Raw genomic sequence first — 16,063 nt, 5'->3', positions numbered from 1 at the left:
CCGTGTTCCTATCATTGTGTGCAACCTTCACACACGCTGCGGAACCTATCAGCCGTTCCGGCCTAAGTTTCCCCTTCAGGGGGACAGGGGTTTGACCTTATACTTCTGCTTCAACGTTTCCACCCACTGCTTTTCCTTCTCCGCCTGGTAGTCGTTGATCACATTGCCCTTGGCTTCTTCAAAGCTGCGCTGGAGCGGCTGGCTGTAGGTTTTTAGGATCAGGGCAAAACTGGCCGTTCCATCTGCCGGATTTGTTTCGATGGGCGTGAGCTGATTGGGCGTAAAAGTAATTTTGTTGCTGCCGGTAATGCTGCTCCACTCCATTCGGGTAGAATCGGTACTGATATCGGCACCCAACTTGCTTGCCAGGCTCCGCCAGCGGGCAGGCGCCTGTTTTATTTGCGCAGCCAGTTTTTCCGCCGTGGTTTTATCCGGGGCAAAAAACAGGGCCACATCGGCGCTGCGCTGCCACACATAGTTGGCCTTATGGCTTTGGTAAAACTGCTGCAATGCTGCAGTATCATTTTGTGCGGGTGTCCACACTTCCTGCTGCATGATCTCGAAAAAAAGATTGCCTTCTTCCAGCTCGCGCATCTGTTTCTTAAAGGCAGGGTTATAGTCTTCCAGGTGCTGCTGGTAGTGCTCCAGGGTTTGGGTTTGCAGGTATTCGTTCCATAGCTGTTCAAACGGTTGGTCGCTTCCATTGCCTTCCGCCCTGTTGTTTTGGGCAAACTGTAGCCAGTTGGCCACGGTGTAGGGCTGGCCACCCAGGCTGAACAACACCATATCGCTGCTGAGGGCTTCTGCCGGCACCTGCCCGTTCAGTTCCTGGCGGGTACGCACTTCAAGGGCTTTTTGCAGGTTAGCCGGAAGGGGCTGGTAGCCTGCCCGCTGCCTGATCTGTGCTGCCTGTTGCGCCAGGCTGCTTTGCATGCGGTCGCTTTGTTTTACCAATGCCCGGAGCCGTTCCAGCTCCGCTTCTTTTTCGGATCCAGACAGCACGGCAGGTTGGCGCGCAATACGTTTAACAATGTGAATACCATGGCCAGTAACAAATGGCGGCGCAACGGCGCCATCTTTTGCCAGCGCAAAAACGGCCTGCTCGAAAACAGGATCGTACTGGCCCACGCCAAATTCGGGCAGCAGCCCGCCAGCACCGGCGGAGTTGGCATCGTTGCTGTACCGCTCGGCAAGGGCCTCAAAGGATGCGCCTTTTTGGAGTGCTTTATAAATGGAATCGGCCTGTTGTTTCAGCCGTGCTTTTTCTGCGTCAGGTGCGTCGGGTGGAAAGGCCAGCATGACTTGGGCGGCCTTGATGCGGCCTGCTGCTTTTCTTTCTCCAACTATTTTAAAAATATGATAACCAGCCTTGCTGCGGTACACCGCTGACAGGCGGCCGACAGGCGTGGCGTACACCAGGTTTTCTAATTCGTAAGGAAGCGAAAATGCAGTGATATACCCCAGGTTGCCGCCATTGCTTTTTGCCGATGGATCGTCGGAGTACTGAGCGGCTACTTTGTCGAAAGCAGCACCCGATTGCAATCGGGTGTACGCTTCTCTTGCTTTTACATAGGCAGCAGCAGTATCGGCAGCGTTGGCTGTGGCAATAAAAATATGCGCCACCTGCAGGTCTTTCTGACCTCTCTGGTTAGCTTCTTCGGCAAGCTGCTGCACCTTTTGCGGGTCGGCAAGGTAGGCGGGCAAAACCTGGGCCCGCAGGGCTTCCAGGTCGGTGCGGAACTGCGCAGTAGTATCAATGCCGCGGCTGCGGGCTTCCTTTACCTTGAGCTTGGCTGCGATAAAAAGTTCAAGGTACTTGCTGCGGGCTTCCGCAGTTTCCTTACCTGTATTGTTTTTGCGAAAAGCTTCATTGAACTCCGCAACAGAGATAGAATCATTGCCGATGGTGAGCAATGTTTGGGTACTGCCCTGCAAGGCTGTAAAAAGTAAGGCGGGTAAGAGGAGGTGGCGCATGATGGTGGTATCGTGTGGGACAAGATTATTGATTATTGATTACTGATTATTTATCCCGATCAATAAGATTACTACTTCGCCCTTCCAATAATCAATAATAAGTAATCAATAATCCCTTTCGTTTTAGCACATTATCACATTGGCTCATTATCACATTGCCTTTACTTCCCTTCTTTTTTCCGGTAATCCAGTATCTCGTCCACCTGTTTCTCGGTTACTTTTTTGGCGATGATCCGCTTGTCTTTGTCTAATAAATAAAGGGTAGGAAAGCTTTGCACATCGTACAGCTGCGAGTAGCTGGGGGTACCGGCATCCACGCGGGCCTTTTCCATGGCGGTGCTGTAATACACATGCGTCCAGTCGGCCAATTTATAATCCTTGATGAATTTGGTCCAGTTCTCTTTGGTGCCTTCGGTTTCTTTTGCCATGCCAAAAAGCTGGAGCCCCTGGGCTTTCCACTTGCTACGGTACAGGCTGTCCACGCGAGGCATCACTTCCTTGCAGTGCCCGCAGGTAGGATCGTAGATGGCTACCAGCACATAGGGCGCCTTGAGGTCGTAAAGCTTTTTGTTTTTGCCATCAAGCCCGGGCAGATCGATGTCGGCAGCGGGGTTGCCGGTGAGGTTGGCCATCAGGCTATAGGCCCGGTCGGTGATCATTTTCTTGCCCTGCTCGGTCATCCAGGGATAGGTTTTCTGCGCCAGGTATTTTTCAAACAGGTGTACAAACACCGCGTCTTCCCACATGTACTGCTGGTTGTAATAGCGGTTGATGAATTTCAGCAGCAGGAACTTCTGCATCTCCTCGTTGATGGAAGCAAATCCCATCATCCGGTCAATTTCTTTGTTCACCGAATCGGCAACGGGGTATACCAGCCTTTCGAAATAGCGGTCGAGGCGGTTTTCGAAGAAGGGCGTGCGGGCCAGCCGCTCGTCCCAGAAATTAACGCCATCCCAATAATGCGCCTTGTAGTATTTGTAGGCAAAGAGGGTGTCCTTGGCTGCCTCGGGACTGTTCTGCGGCACTTCGGGTTCTTTCATGGCCTGGAGCAAGGCTGCCAGGATACCATTGGGGTCATTCTGGATGGCGGCGTTGCGGTAATCCTTAACGGCTTCCTGCATCTTCGCGATCTCGCCCGTGATGCGGATGGAATCTGCTGCGGGCTTGCCCTGGCGTTCGCGCATCAGTGCATCAATGGCGCGGCCGCTGCGGCCCATGGCATCCTGGTAAGCGAGGAAGGCTTCGTTTTCGGGCGAGCCCTTAAATACAATCCTGCCCAGGTCGAGGGTATCGGCTTCAACAGAAAAGCGCTGGTTTTGATCCACCAGCATTTCAAAGTTGCGGGCCCTGTCGGGGAAGCCCACCAGGTAGATACCGCCCCCCAGCTTTTTGGTGCCTTTAAAAGTACCCTGGCTGTTGGCGTCCAGCTTTACCGAATCGATGATGGGCAGCTGCTTGCCATAATAATGACCCAGGTAGATCCACTGATTTTTGAATGGCTTGAGGGTAACCTTTATTTCAAAGCCTGATGGCGCTGCGGCGGGTTTGGCTGCAGGTTTTGTTTGCGCAAAACCTGTTGTGGCGCTCAGTAAAAGAAGGAATGATGCAAGTTGCTTCATGGAATGCGGTTATTGATATGTGGCTCCCTGAAGAGCGTATTCACTTTTATATTTCAAGATAGGTATTGCGTTACCAGTTGCAGCAGCCCGTTAGGATTTCAATTTAAATAGCCGCCGGTGCAACCGGCGGAACCGGTAATCATCCGCCATCTTTTCATGCCCAACCCCATCGGGGTTGAACAACAAATCAATATTCAACCCCGATGGGGTTTGGTGTATCATTATCCATTCGGTCTTTTTACCGCCGGTTGCACCGGCGGCTATTCATATTGGAGCCCTACGGGCTCTGTTGCCTACAAGCCAACAGTTTCACCTAATTGCCACAACGGTAATAAGGCAGCTTTTGAAACTTCTGAAATCCATTGGATTCATCAAACCCATCAAACTTATTGAACCCATTGAACCCATTGAACTTCTGAAACCGCTCAAGCGACTCCTCCCGTTTCGTAAAAATAAGGCATGCATGCAGCCCTGCGGTAAAGGTCTTGTTAGTTTCGTCCTAAAGCCAACAAGCGTCGCCGGGTGCCTTGCTGCAAAGGGTGTACTTTTGGCGCCGTGAGGAAAAAGCAAAACATAGTACTGGAAAAACTGCTGGTGGAAGACTACGCCGCAGAAGGAAAAGCCCTGGCCCGCGTGGAGGGTAAAGTCATTTTTATTGAAGGCGCCGTTCCCGGCGACGTGGTAGATGTGCGGTTGGGCAAGTCCAAAAAGGACTGGGCCGAAGGTCATGCCCTTCATTTTCATGCATACTCCAAAGACCGCGTAGAGCCTTTCTGCCAACATTTCGGCGTATGCGGCGGCTGCCAGTGGCAGATGCTGCCTTACGAAAAGCAGCTCCAGAGCAAACACCGCCAGGTAGAAGAAGTATTAAAACGGATTGGCAAGGTGGAACTGCCCCCTTTCATTCCCATTGCCGGTGCCGGCGAAACCCGTTTTTACCGCAACAAGCTGGAATATACGTTTAGCACCAAGGAGTACACCGAGGCCAAGCCGCCTGCACGCCCCCGGATGCTGAAGGGCGGTGTGTACGAACACATCACCCCCGGTGCCCCCAATGGCGTTACTTACTCCAGCGAAAAACCACAAAGGCCACAAACCGACCATGGCCCAGGGGCTTTGGGTTTTCACGCCAAGGGTTTCTTCGACAAGGTGGTGCACATTGAAAAATGCTGGCTGCAGCCCGAGCCTACCAACGAAATACGCAATGCCATCCGGCAGTATGCCCTTGATAATGGCATTTCCTTTTACGATATCCGCTCGCACCAGGGCATGCTGCGCACCATGCAAGTACGCATTACCACCACCGGCGAGGTGATGGTAAACCTGGTGGTGGGCGAGGACAACAAGAAAAAGCTGATGCCCCTGCTGGAATGGCTGGTTGCTTCCTTTCCGCAGATCACCACGCTGCTATACACCATCAACCTGAAATGGAACGACTCCCTGTTTGATCAAAACCCGCTGGTGTACAAGGGTAAGGGGTATGTGGAGGAAATGCTGGAAGACTTCCGGTTTAAGATCGGTCCCAAATCCTTTTTCCAGACCAACAGCCGCCAGGGCGAAAAGCTGTACCAGATCACCCGTGACTTCGCGGAGCTCGATGGCAGCCAGGTAGTGTACGACCTGTATTGCGGTACGGGTTCCATTGGTATCTTCTGCAGCCGCGGCGCCAAAAAGATTGTTGGCGTGGAAGTGGTGGAAGCAGCCATTGAAGATGCAAAAGAAAACGCCCAATTGAACGGTATTGATCATGGGGTGTTTTTTAGTGGCGATGTGATTGATGTGTGCAACGACGCCTTCTTTACCGAGCATGGCCGCCCCGATGTCATCATAACCGACCCGCCAAGGGCAGGCATGCACGAAAAGCTGGTACATAAGATTTTGGAGATGGAAGCACCCACGGTGGTGTATGTAAGCTGCAACCCGGCAACGCAGGCCCGCGACCTGGCACTGCTGGATGCCAAATATGCGGTGACCAAGGTGCAACCCGTAGATATGTTTCCCCATACCCACCACATCGAGAACGTGGTACAACTAAAGCTAAGGAGTAAGAACCCATGAGCAATTTCAGATCTTACAGTACAGAGGGTTTTCCGCCGGTGGTAAAAACACTGATCATCATCAACGTAGTGGTATTCATTGCGCAAACGCTGCTCGACCCCAGTATTGGGCTTACGAGGCTGCTGATGCTGTACCCGCTGGACCATCCTTACTTTAGTTCTTACCAGATATTGACCCATATGTTCACCCATGGCGGGTTGTTTCATATCCTGTTCAACATGTTTGCGCTCTACATGTTTGGCCGGCAGCTGGAAAATATTTGGGGCGGCAAGCGTTTTTTAGCGTTTTACATGATGTGTGGTGTGGGCGCTGCCGTGTTGCACCTGCTCATTCAGTACGCTTCGGGCGATGGTGCGCCTGCGGTGGGTGCTTCGGGTGCGGTAATGGGTATCTTCGTGGCTTTTGCGCTTTTGTTTCCCAATACCGAGCTGATGTTTTTGTTTGTTCCGGTGCCTATTAAGGCCAAATGGGCCATGCTGATCCTGATTGGATTTGATCTTTTTGGCGGCATACAGGGTACGGATAATATCGCCCATTTTGCACACCTTGGCGGTGCGCTTACCGGTGCCATCATGGTATGGAATTGGAACCGGAGCAGGAGCCGTTTTTATTAAAATAATTTACGCTTTCTTGTAACTTTAATGCTATCATGAGCTTTTACCGAGAACAAAACAGAAGCAGGCTGACAGTGGGTCATGACGGTAACTCATTGGTCATGCTGATTGCCGTGAACCTGGTGGTATTCATCCTCCTGGCCTTCATCAAGGTTGTCTATTATTTCACCTACGGAAAGGAGGGTGTGCTAATCTACCAGGATAATGTACTGGACTGGGTGGCCCTGCCTGCATCGCTTCAGGTGTTTATTACCCGCCCCTGGACCCTGCTCACCCACTTCATCGTACACGACAGCGTATGGCATATCATTGCCAATATGCTTTGGCTCTGGGCTTTTGGCTATATCCTCCAGGACCTGGCAGGCAACCGTAAGCTGATTCCCATTTTTATTTATGGTGCCCTAGCGGGTGCGGCAGCCTATATGCTGGCCTGCAACCTGCTGCCGCCCCTGCGCGAAAACCTGGCTGCTTCAAGCGCCCTTGGTGCATCGGCTGGCGTGATGGCCATTGCCATTGCCACCACGGTGCTGGCGCCCAACTACCGCATCTTCCCCTTGCTGAACGGCGGTATTCCGCTGTGGGTGCTCACCCTCATCTTTGTCATCATCGACCTGGCTACCATACCTTACAACAATGCCGGTGGCCACATCGCCCACCTGGCAGGTGCCGGTACGGGTTTTGTGCTGGTTGGTTTGCTGCGCAAAGGTTATGACTGGAGTACCTGGATGAATAATTTTTACGACTGGATCAATAACCTGTTCAACCCCGACAAGCCGGCAAAAGGAAAGGAAGTAAAAACTCAGTTGTTTTATAAAAGCAGTGTAAAGCCTTTCAAGAAAACTTCCAATGTTACCCAGCAGCGTATTGATGATATCCTCGACAAGATCAACCAGAAGGGCTATGGCTCGCTGAGTGATGAAGAAAGGGAAATCCTTACCCGCGCCAGCCGCGAAGACCTGCTCTGAAAATTTGCTAATGCGATAATGAGATAATATGCTAAGGCTGTCCAAACAAGGACGGCCTTTTCTTTTCCCATTTGCATATTAGCCCAGCTATCGAAATTAGCTAATAGGATAAGGAGCTAATGTGCTAAAGGCTGTCCGAATGAGGCCTGTCTTTTTTAGCACATTAGCCAATTAGCTCATTAGCTCATTATTCCATTGCCGCTTTTCATTTATTTTGCATCAATGGCAGTCTCGTTTACCCGTATTGCAAAACGCTTTTTTCTTTTTTTGCATGTAGGTGCTGCCCTTCTTTTTTTAGTTGCCGCCTTCGGATCCTTTATCTCTCCGCAACACTGGTGGGGGGTTACTTTCCTGGGCCTGGGTTTTCCCATCCTGCTGCTGGTGCTCATCGCCTTTATCTTTTTCTGGATCATCTTCGGGCCGCGCTACATCCTTATTTCCCTGCTGGCCATGGGCATCGGGTACCAAAGCATCCTGCGCTTTGTAACCCTGCGTCCCCTGCCCGATTTTATTGATAAAAAAGAAGCCGGCAACATCAGGGTACTGCACTGGAACGTGGCCCGATTTATAGAGGTAAACCGCAACGACAATAAGGGTAGCCGCACCCGCCAGAAAATGCTGGACCTGATACGCAAGCAAAATCCCGATATCATTTGTATGTCGGAGTTTTATAAAAGCACCAATCCAGCACAGTACAATAATGTGCGCTACCTGCAGGAAGAACTGGGTTATCCTTATTTCTATTTTGGCGGCAACCAGATTGTGACCGACGAGTGGTTCGGGCAGGCCATTTTTTCCCGTTTCCCCATCATTGATTCGGCTAAAATTTATTTTCCCAAGCCGGGTATTCACGAAGCGCTGATCATGGCCGACGTGGTGCATGAAGGCGATACCCTGCGGGTGATGACCACTCACCTGCAGTCGGTACAGTTTCGCCCCGAGGACTACCAAAACATCGAAGAGATCAAGGACCGCGATGACAGCCTGCTGCAAAATTCGCGGGGTATTTTGGGTAAACTCAAATTTGCAGGACAGCAAAGAGCCGTTCAGGCAAAACTGGTACGGGAGCAAGTGGAGCGCAGCCCTTACCCCGTGGTGCTCACTGGCGATTTCAACGATATTCCCAACTCCTTTACTTACCGCCACATCAGCAAGGGCATGCAGGATGTTTTCCTGGAAAAAGGTTTCGGCATCGGCCGCACCTTCACCGGCATCTCGCCCACTTTGCGCATTGATTATATCCTCACCAGCAAGGACTTTGCAGTAATGCAGTTCCAGCGTCTGGTACGCGACCTGTCCGACCACTATCCACTGGTAGCAGACCTGAAGCTGCACCCGCCGGCTACCATTGAAAAACAATAAAACCTGTTGCGGATTGGTATTCCCGGAAAAAGCGGGTGATCCTGCGCTGGTACCGCACCCTTGATGGCTTGCTTGCAGTAGCCGGCATACCTAATCATAACGGCTATGCAAGCAGGCACCTTTTATCTTACAAAACCTATTTCCTCTTTCCTCACAAAACCTTTTATGCGCAACCTGTTGCTCTGTATCATTAGCCTGTTCGCCAACCAAATATTAAGCGCACAAAACAGCCAAACTCAAAACCAGCAGGTAGCTGCAAGGTTTGAAATGCTGTACAATGCAGGCCGGTACGACAGCATCTTTGCGCTCTTCACCGCACAAATGAAGCAGGCCCTGCCTGCCGATAAAACCGTTGCTTTTTTGCAGGGATTGAATAAGCAGGCGGGCACCATACAAAGCCGCGAATTTGTGCGGCACCGGGCCGGGTTTGACGAATACAAAACCCGTTTTGAAAAGGCCTTGTTTTCGCTCAATATTGCCGTTGACGATAGCAGCCGCATCAGCGGGTTGCTGGTAAGGCCATTTACCGAAAGCAGTCTGCCTAAAATGAAGCGCAACCTGTCGCCACTGGCGCTGCCCTTTAAAGAGGAATGGACGGTAGTGTGGGGCGGCGATACCAAAGAACAGAACTACCACGTAGAAAGCCCCGCCCAGCAACATGCTTTCGACTTGGTGATAAAGGATAGTGCGGGCAAGTCGCATCGCAACAAGGGAGCCAGCAATGCTGATTATTACGCCTTTGGCAAACCCCTTTATGCACCCGCCGATGGCGAGGTGGTGCAGGTAGTAGATGGCATTCCGGACAATACACCCGGCACCCTCAACCCCATTTATGTTCCGGGTAATACCGTGATCATCAAAACGGCCCGCGAGGAGTACCTGTTCTTTGCCCACTTTCAACAACACACCATCAAGGTGCGGCAAGGGCAAAAAGTAAAAGCGGAACAACTGCTGGGGCTTTGCGGCAATTCGGGCAACTCGTCGGAGCCGCACCTGCATTTTCATGTGCAAAACACGGCCGATATGAATGTGGCCACCGGCGTGAAATGTTACTTTAATAAACTGCTGGTAAACGGCACCGTGAAAGAAGACTATTCACCCATTCAAGGCGAAAGAATCAAACTTGCGGGAAAGTGAGGGGTTTAGGGGTTGAAAGGAGCGCTGGCCCTGCCGTTCGTGCTTTGGTTTCGCCCCTGCCATTCTGCCCTGCATTAGTTACTTTTGCCCTCCCCGCCCTGGCGGGTACAAGCAAACAGGAAACCATGACGGATCTGCACATTTATAATTCCTATTCGAGAGCAAAAGAAAAGTTTGAATCGCTGGTACCCGGCCATGTAGGCATGTATGTGTGCGGACCTACCGTTAGCGGTGAAAGCCACCTGGGGCATGCCCGTCCTTATATCACCTTCGATTACGTGTACCGCTACCTGAGCCACCTGGGTTACAAAGTGCGGTATGTGCGCAATATCACCGATGCCGGCCACTTTGAAGAAGAAGGCCGCGAGGCAGAGGATAAAATCTCCAAGAAAGCCGTTCTGGAAAAGCTGGAGCCCATGGAGCTGGTGCAGAAATACACCAACCTGTTTCATTGGGCCATGAGCCAGTTCAATTGCATACCGCCATCCATCGAGCCAACCGCTACGGGTCATATTGTGGAGCAGATCGATATGATCCAGGAACTGATTGCCCAGGGTTTTGCCTACGAGGTAAACGGCAGCGTGTACTTTGATGTGCGCAAATACGCTGAAGGCCACGACTACGGCAAACTGAGCGGCCGCGTTATTGACGAAATGCTGGAAACCACCCGCGACCTGGAAGGCCAGGACGAAAAGCGCAACAAAACGGATTTTGCCCTCTGGAAAGCCGCCCCGCCGGAGCACATCATGCGCTGGAACAGTCCCTGGGGCGAAGGCTTCCCGGGCTGGCACATCGAGTGCTCGGCCATGGCTACCAAGTACCTGGGCAAGCAGTTCGATATCCACGGCGGCGGTATGGACCTCCAGTTTCCGCACCACGAAAGCGAGATTGCGCAAAGCACCATCTGCAACCACACGCCGCCCGTGCGCTACTGGATGCACAACAATATGATCACTATCAACGGCCGCAAGATGGGCAAGAGCTATAACAACGTGATCAAACTTACCGAGTTGTTCAGCGGCCAGCATCCCGAACTGGAAAAAGCTTACTCGCCTATGACGGTGCGCTTTTTCATCCTGCAAACCCACTACCGCAGCACGCTCGACTTTGGCAACGAAGCCCTGCAAGCGGCTGAGAAAGGGCTGAAGCGCCTGATGGAAGCTTACGAATGGTTGCAAAAAGCACCCGCAACCGGCAATGGGCAACCTGCCGATGCTGCCCTGGAGCAAAAAGTAAAAGACCTGCTGGCCAGCTTTGCCGGATATATGAACGATGACTTTGGTACCGCAAGGGTACTGGCGGCCATGTTCGAGCTGGTGCCGGTAATCAATGGACTAAAGGATAAGAATATTGCGGCTACGGCCTTGTCGGCTGAAACCTTTAGCCTGCTGCAAGCAGAAATGAAGCTGTGGGTGGAGGATATCTTCGGCCTGCGCTCCGAGTCGGCTGCCGACAACAGCAAGCTGGAAGGTGTGATGCAGGTGCTGATCAACCTGCGCAAGGAAGCCCGCGCCAAAAAAGACTGGGGCACTTCAGATGCCATCCGCAACCAGCTGGCCGCTATTGGTATCCAGCTGAAGGATGAGAAGGATGGCGGGATGAGTTGGACCTAACCTCATCTACCCCCTGTCCCCCTGAAGGGGGAACTTAGGTCAAACATACTTATACGAACAGCGCCCCTCCTAAGCAGAGGGGCGCTGTTGTTTTCTATCAAACACAATAGGTTTATTTATTTGATTTCGGGATAGGAACGCGAATAGAACGGATGAAACGGATATCTGTTCTATCCGCGTTCCTATCAAAACTTAATTTAATGGACACCTCCTAATACGATTGGTCACTCCGGCCTAAGTTCCCCCTTCAGGGGGACAGGGGGTGCTAGCCCGCACCATCTCCCGCTTACCCCTTGGGCCGGGTATTTTGGTTACGGTAAAACCGGCCGCCTGCATGGCGCGGCGTACCACGCTTTTGGAACAATAGGTAACCAGCACACCACCCGGAACCAGCATGCGGTGCAGTTGGCTGAAAGTTGATTCCGTCCATAACTCGGGCTGGGCGCTGGGTGCAAACGCATCGTAGTAAATAAGGTGAACGGGTGCTGCTATGTTGAATTGGAACAATGCTGTTTGCTGCTTGTGGAGGGTAAAAAGTGGCGTGATGGGCACATCTTCCTGCCAGGGTGCCTGGTGCAGTTGGGAAAACAACTCCCGGTCTGCTTCTGTTGCTGCGTAATTGAGCAACGCAATTTCCTCAGAGCCGAGGGGGTAGGGTTCTATGGCAGTATAATGAATTGGAATTTGCAGCTTATAGGCTTCCAGTGCGGTGAGGTAAGCATTGAGTCCGGTGCCGAATCCCATTTCGAAGATGCGGAGGGGCGTACTGGCGGTATTGGCCTGACCAGTATGGCCTGCAACAAACCGCAGCCCTGCTTCTATAAACACATGCACCGACTCCTGCAATGCGCCATTATGCGAATGGTAAGCTACCTGCAGCTCCGGTATTTCCACTGTATGAGAGCCGTCTTTAGTTAAAATGATCTGTCGTTTCATTCTGTTGCAAAGGTCGGGAAAGTCAGAAGAGACAGGAAAGACAGAAAAGAAATAGCAAACCAATCAAGATGGTTTATGGTGTTGGTATCTGACAGGATTTTTGTTTTGTCGAAAACGTCTTTTCCTTCTTCCCTGTCTTTCCTGTCTTCCTCCTACCTTCGGTCATGCACTATCTCGAACACCTCAATCGTGATCCGCAGCTCGCAGCGGCCATTCAAAACCAGGAGCCCGTAGTGCTTAAGGAGCGCAGCAATTTTTGCCTGCGGCTATGCGCCTCCATCATGAGCCAGCAACTGAGCACCAAGGTGGCCGAGGTATTGTTCCGGAGGTTTTTGGAATTGTTTGGCGGCAATGAGCCATCGCCGCAGCAAATTGCAGCCACGCCCCACGAGGTGTTGCGCGGAATAGGTTTGTCCAATGCCAAGGCCAACTATGTGTTGAATGTAGCTGCATTTTTCCAGGAGCATAGCCTTGCCGATGACCGCCTGCGCAGCATGGACAATGAGGAACTGATTGGCCTGCTCACCCAAATCAAAGGGGTGGGCCGCTGGACGGTAGAGATGCTCCTGATGTTTACCCTTGGCCGGGAAGATGTATTTGCGCCAGATGATTATGGCATACAGATGGCCATGAAGCAGATCTACAAGCTGGATGACAGCAATAAAAAAGCTTTTCGCCAGCAAATGGTAGCCATCGCCGAGGTCTGGAAACCTTACCGCACTTATGCCTGCCTGCACCTGTGGCGGTACAAGGATAAATAGGCATTAGCATTGCGGCAACCAGGTAAAATAAAACGGAGGCCAGCTTATAACTGCCTCCGTTTAGTTATTTATACAACGATCACGCTGTTGCTGGTACCAAATTCGTTGGGCTTTTCCGCATCGGCTTCGGGCTCGTTCATCCACAGCTGCTCATTGATGCGGTATTTGAATTCGTGTTCGGAGTTTTTGGGCAGCGGAACCTCGCAGGAGAAAGTGCCGTCTTTGCGGCGGCTCATTACAATTGAATTTTCCCAGTCACTGTTCAAGCCAAGGATCTCAACGGTTTCTGCATTGTCAACCTTGAAGGTGAATTTCACTTTGCAGTATTCCTTAGTCTTGTAATAGGTTTTTGTTACCATGTGCGCACTTTTAGGTGGTTGGTGTTTGTGGGTTAATACGCTGCAAAGGAAGAAAGTAACCCCTGATATGCAAAAAAATATTCAACCAAACGGCGCTTTGGGGCCCATGGCCGGCGTCAAAAGGCTGGAAATCAGGAAACAGGCCCGGCAATTAAATTTTTGTCACTTCCTGTAAAAAACCGGGGTCGGGAGCCGCACCCAGGCCCGGCTGACCGGGCACCACCACCCTGCCACCGGCCTCGTACCGGATGCCTTCCAACACCGGGTCCGCGGCAAACATCAGCGGCGTATCAAAGTCGCAATAGCGGATAAAAGGACTGGTGAGCGCCAGGTGGGCCGCAGCCGTCATTCCCAGCCGGCTTTCCATAAAACCTCCCACCTGCATACCCATTCTGGCACCGGCAGCCAATTGTACAATTTGTGCAGCTTTCCGCAGTCCGCCGGCCTTGCCCAGTTTTACATTCAGCAGCGGGCAGGCCTGTATGCCAATCAGCCTTTCGGCATCATGCGGACCGCAGCAGCTTTCATCGGCCATTATGGGAATGGGTGACGCCGCCGACAAGCGAGGCAGGTGCTGGTACTGCCAGCGTGGTATGGGTTCCTCGCAGTGTTGGATATTGAGAGGTGTCAGTTGTTGCAAAACGTCCAGAGCCGTTTCGACATCGGGCCAGCCCTGGTTGGCATCAATGCGCAAAGGAAAGGTAGGGCCTACCGCCGCCCTGATCGCTTTTATCCGCACCACATCCTCAACGGGCACACCACCCAGTTTTACCTTAACTACCGTAAATCCTGCCTGCTGGAAACGCAGGGCATCGGCAGCCATCTTTTGCGCAGGCCCAATGCTTACGGTCATGTCGGTAAATAGTTCTTTGTTTGCTTCGCCACCCAAAAACCGGTACAAGGGCAGGCCAGCTGCCTGGGCGGCAATATCGTGCAGCGCCATGTCGAATGCACTCTTAATGGAACTATTAGCCCAGATGGTCTTGTCCATAGCGGTAATACTGCTGCCAATATCCAAAGCGTCGCGGCCCTTAAGGGCTTGTGCCAGCAGCCGGCCCACCACCAGGCAGGTGTCCGCCGTTTCGCCGTTGATGGTAGCAAAAGGGCTGCACTCGCCCCAGCCGGTCAGGCCTTCTGTCGTGTGGATGGATACCACTACGTTCTGCACGGTTTCGATGGGACCAAGGGAAATGACAAAAGGCTCTTTCAACGGCACATCAAGCCGGTAGAGGGAAATATGGGTGATGGTTTGGGGCATGGCAGGTTGGTTGATGAGGATGGGAAAGCTGTTAGCTTTTAGCTGCAAGCTTTTAGCTGCAAGCCACAAGTAATACCATTTCCTGTATTCTTGCCAGTTTTATAGCTAAAACACAGGTGACATCATAAATGTATAAGGTTGTAAAAACTGTAGTTGCGTTTTTGAATGATAAAGTATTATAACTGTTCATCACGCTTTCCAATCAATACGCATTACAGTATTTGGCCCCCTTGCAGCTTGAAGCTAAAAACTTGCAGCTTACGGCTTGCGGCTTGTAGCTCCTCTCATCCCCACACCTGCACGCCTTCCGAGCAATTGGTACAGATGTCCACCTCGCTGCGGCTGCGCAGCACTTTAGCTCTAAATTTCTGATATAACCCGCTTTGCCACAGCTCCCGGAACGATTGCTGCTGCAGGCTGCCCATGGTATGTTGGGCGTCTTTATCAAAACAACAGGGCACCACCGCGCCATCCCAGGTAATAACCGGTGCATGCCACAACCGCCAGCAGTGCCGCTGGTTGTTTCCTTTAAACACCATCAGCCCCGATGCATTGCGGCGGTAGCGGCTGTATTGATTGTTGTTCGGGATTAGCCCATTGGGATCGTTTTCAAAATCGTATACCTGCGCGGTTTTAAACCAAACCGCATCTACGCCTGATTCCTTCGCCATCTGCCTGATGGCCGGGATTTCGTGTTCATTGTGGCGCACTACTAAAAACTGCCAAACAACCAGCGGCGTTTTGCTGCCCAGTTCTTTTTTCCATTTTAAAATATTGGCCGTTCCTTCCAGCACTTTATCCAACTTGCCACCTACGCGGTACTGCTGGTAGGTTTGCTGGGTAGCCCCGTCGATGGAAATGACCAGGCGGTCCAGCCCGCTTTCCACGGTGCGGCGGGCAAGGCTGTCGGTCAGGTAATGCGCATTGGTGCTGGTGGCGGTATAAATCTTTTTGGCGGCGGCATAGTGCACCATATCGAGGAAAGCAGGATTGAGGTAGGGCTCGCCCTGGAAATAAAAAACAAGGTAGGAGATATCAGGTGCCAGGTCGTTGATGGTGGCCTGGAAAAACCGGGGCTGCAACATTCCGGTTGGCCTGCTAAACGCCCGTAACCCACTGGGACATTCGGGACAACGCAGGTTGCAGGAAGTAGTGGGTTCAAAGGCAATGGAAACAGGCATGCCCCACTGTACCGCCTTTCCGCTCCACTTCGAACAATGGTAACTGGCCCACACTTTGGTCATGTTGGCCACCCTGCGCAGGGTGAGCTTGGAGAGAAAATTGAGCCGGTCGTTCCAAAGGGCGGACATAGGGATTTGCGATTTCGGATTTCGGGTGCACAATTCGGGTGCACAATCTAGCTTTAAAGGTAAGGGCTGGCAGAAATGCTTTTGCTTTCAGCCAGCG

At 52.0% G+C, this 16,063-nt stretch carries 14 protein-coding genes; 8 read left to right on the top strand and 6 right to left on the bottom strand.

Annotation, left to right across the window (positions count from 1 at the left end; genetic code table 11):
* Window positions 1–75: 75 nt before the first annotated feature.
* Window positions 76–1,974, bottom strand: a complete 1,899-nt coding sequence (locus BUE76_RS02465; protein ID WP_073046622.1) for a peptidylprolyl isomerase — start codon at window positions 1,972–1,974, stop codon at window positions 76–78.
* Between the two features lie 161 nt (window positions 1,975–2,135).
* Window positions 2,136–3,593, bottom strand: coding sequence for a TlpA family protein disulfide reductase (locus tag BUE76_RS02460; RefSeq protein WP_073046625.1), 1,458 nt, complete (start codon window positions 3,591–3,593; stop codon window positions 2,136–2,138).
* Window positions 3,594–3,749: 156 nt separating this feature from the next.
* Here BUE76_RS02460 and BUE76_RS24100 point away from each other — a divergent pair, with 156 nt between their 5' ends.
* From BUE76_RS24100 to cysS, 7 genes are all read left to right on the top strand, one after another.
* Window positions 3,750–3,986, top strand: coding sequence for a hypothetical protein (locus BUE76_RS24100; protein WP_143157426.1), 237 nt, complete (start codon window positions 3,750–3,752; stop codon window positions 3,984–3,986).
* A gap of 162 nt (window positions 3,987–4,148) precedes the next feature.
* Window positions 4,149–5,651 carry a 23S rRNA (uracil(1939)-C(5))-methyltransferase RlmD gene (gene rlmD, locus BUE76_RS02450; protein WP_143157427.1) on the top strand — a complete coding sequence of 501 codons (1,503 nt, stop codon included), beginning with the start codon at window positions 4,149–4,151 and terminating at the stop codon, window positions 5,649–5,651.
* Window positions 5,648–6,265 (top strand): rhomboid family intramembrane serine protease, encoded by a 618-nt coding sequence (locus BUE76_RS02445; protein WP_073046633.1) that lies wholly within the window; start codon window positions 5,648–5,650, stop codon window positions 6,263–6,265. The genes rlmD and BUE76_RS02445 overlap by 4 nt, the downstream gene beginning before the upstream one ends.
* 101 nt (window positions 6,266–6,366) lie before the next feature.
* Window positions 6,367–7,230, top strand: coding sequence for a rhomboid family intramembrane serine protease (locus BUE76_RS02440; RefSeq protein WP_158069916.1), 864 nt, complete (start codon window positions 6,367–6,369; stop codon window positions 7,228–7,230).
* 222 nt (window positions 7,231–7,452) lie between these two features.
* On the top strand, window positions 7,453–8,592 hold the full coding sequence (locus BUE76_RS02435; protein WP_073046639.1) for an endonuclease/exonuclease/phosphatase family protein: 1,140 nt from the start codon (window positions 7,453–7,455) through the stop codon (window positions 8,590–8,592).
* Between the two features lie 165 nt (window positions 8,593–8,757).
* Window positions 8,758–9,729 (top strand): peptidoglycan DD-metalloendopeptidase family protein, encoded by a 972-nt coding sequence (locus tag BUE76_RS02430; RefSeq protein ID WP_073046766.1) that lies wholly within the window; start codon window positions 8,758–8,760, stop codon window positions 9,727–9,729.
* 125 nt (window positions 9,730–9,854) lie between these two features.
* Window positions 9,855–11,342, top strand: a complete 1,488-nt coding sequence (gene cysS, locus BUE76_RS02425; RefSeq protein WP_073046769.1) for a cysteine--tRNA ligase — start codon at window positions 9,855–9,857, stop codon at window positions 11,340–11,342.
* A gap of 234 nt (window positions 11,343–11,576) precedes the next feature.
* On the opposite strand, the gene mnmD is transcribed toward cysS, so the two are convergent.
* Window positions 11,577–12,278: a tRNA (5-methylaminomethyl-2-thiouridine)(34)-methyltransferase MnmD gene (gene mnmD, locus BUE76_RS02420; protein ID WP_073046642.1), complete on the bottom strand. Its 702-nt coding sequence runs from the start codon at window positions 12,276–12,278 to the stop codon at window positions 11,577–11,579.
* Window positions 12,279–12,442: 164 nt separating this feature from the next.
* Here mnmD and BUE76_RS02415 point away from each other — a divergent pair, with 164 nt between their 5' ends.
* Window positions 12,443–13,039, top strand: coding sequence for a DNA-3-methyladenine glycosylase family protein (locus tag BUE76_RS02415; protein ID WP_073046645.1), 597 nt, complete (start codon window positions 12,443–12,445; stop codon window positions 13,037–13,039).
* Between the two features lie 68 nt (window positions 13,040–13,107).
* Here the strand turns inward: BUE76_RS02415 and BUE76_RS02410 are convergent, their stop codons facing one another.
* From BUE76_RS02410 to BUE76_RS02400, 3 genes are all read right to left on the bottom strand, one after another.
* Window positions 13,108–13,398 (bottom strand): isoamylase early set domain-containing protein, encoded by a 291-nt coding sequence (locus BUE76_RS02410; protein WP_073046648.1) that lies wholly within the window; start codon window positions 13,396–13,398, stop codon window positions 13,108–13,110.
* A gap of 151 nt (window positions 13,399–13,549) precedes the next feature.
* On the bottom strand, window positions 13,550–14,656 hold the full coding sequence (locus BUE76_RS02405) for a mandelate racemase/muconate lactonizing enzyme family protein (RefSeq protein ID WP_073046772.1): 1,107 nt from the start codon (window positions 14,654–14,656) through the stop codon (window positions 13,550–13,552).
* A 284-nt stretch (window positions 14,657–14,940) separates the two neighbouring features.
* On the bottom strand, window positions 14,941–15,966 hold the full coding sequence (locus BUE76_RS02400; protein ID WP_073046651.1) for a radical SAM/SPASM domain-containing protein: 1,026 nt from the start codon (window positions 15,964–15,966) through the stop codon (window positions 14,941–14,943).
* Between the last annotated feature and the right edge of the window lie 97 nt (window positions 15,967–16,063).

The sequence above is a fragment of the Cnuella takakiae genome (assembly GCF_001953305.1).
Classification (GTDB): domain Bacteria; phylum Bacteroidota; class Bacteroidia; order Chitinophagales; family Chitinophagaceae; genus Flavisolibacter; species Flavisolibacter takakiae.
The sequence above is the reverse complement of the archived record's forward strand: the minus strand, read 5'-3'. Positions and strand labels throughout refer to the sequence as shown.

Excerpts from the sequence above, each read along its gene's own strand:
- BUE76_RS02465 (WP_073046622.1), bottom strand. The coding sequence starts at position 1,974 with ATGCGCCACCTCCTCTTACCCGCCTTACTTTTTACAGCCTTGCAGGGC.
- BUE76_RS02460 (WP_073046625.1), bottom strand. The coding sequence starts at position 3,593 with ATGAAGCAACTTGCATCATTCCTTCTTTTACTGAGCGCCACAACAGGT.
- BUE76_RS24100 (WP_143157426.1), top strand. The coding sequence starts at position 3,750 with ATGCCCAACCCCATCGGGGTTGAACAACAAATCAATATTCAACCCCGA.
- BUE76_RS02445 (WP_073046633.1), top strand. The coding sequence starts at position 5,648 with ATGAGCAATTTCAGATCTTACAGTACAGAGGGTTTTCCGCCGGTGGTA.
- BUE76_RS02440 (WP_158069916.1), top strand. The coding sequence starts at position 6,367 with ATGCTGATTGCCGTGAACCTGGTGGTATTCATCCTCCTGGCCTTCATC.
- BUE76_RS02435 (WP_073046639.1), top strand. The coding sequence starts at position 7,453 with ATGGCAGTCTCGTTTACCCGTATTGCAAAACGCTTTTTTCTTTTTTTG.
- BUE76_RS02430 (WP_073046766.1), top strand. The coding sequence starts at position 8,758 with ATGCGCAACCTGTTGCTCTGTATCATTAGCCTGTTCGCCAACCAAATA.
- cysS (WP_073046769.1), top strand. The coding sequence starts at position 9,855 with ATGACGGATCTGCACATTTATAATTCCTATTCGAGAGCAAAAGAAAAG.
- mnmD (WP_073046642.1), bottom strand. The coding sequence starts at position 12,278 with ATGAAACGACAGATCATTTTAACTAAAGACGGCTCTCATACAGTGGAA.
- BUE76_RS02415 (WP_073046645.1), top strand. The coding sequence starts at position 12,443 with ATGCACTATCTCGAACACCTCAATCGTGATCCGCAGCTCGCAGCGGCC.
- BUE76_RS02410 (WP_073046648.1), bottom strand. The coding sequence starts at position 13,398 with ATGGTAACAAAAACCTATTACAAGACTAAGGAATACTGCAAAGTGAAA.
- BUE76_RS02405 (WP_073046772.1), bottom strand. The coding sequence starts at position 14,656 with ATGCCCCAAACCATCACCCATATTTCCCTCTACCGGCTTGATGTGCCG.
- BUE76_RS02400 (WP_073046651.1), bottom strand. The coding sequence starts at position 15,966 with ATGTCCGCCCTTTGGAACGACCGGCTCAATTTTCTCTCCAAGCTCACC.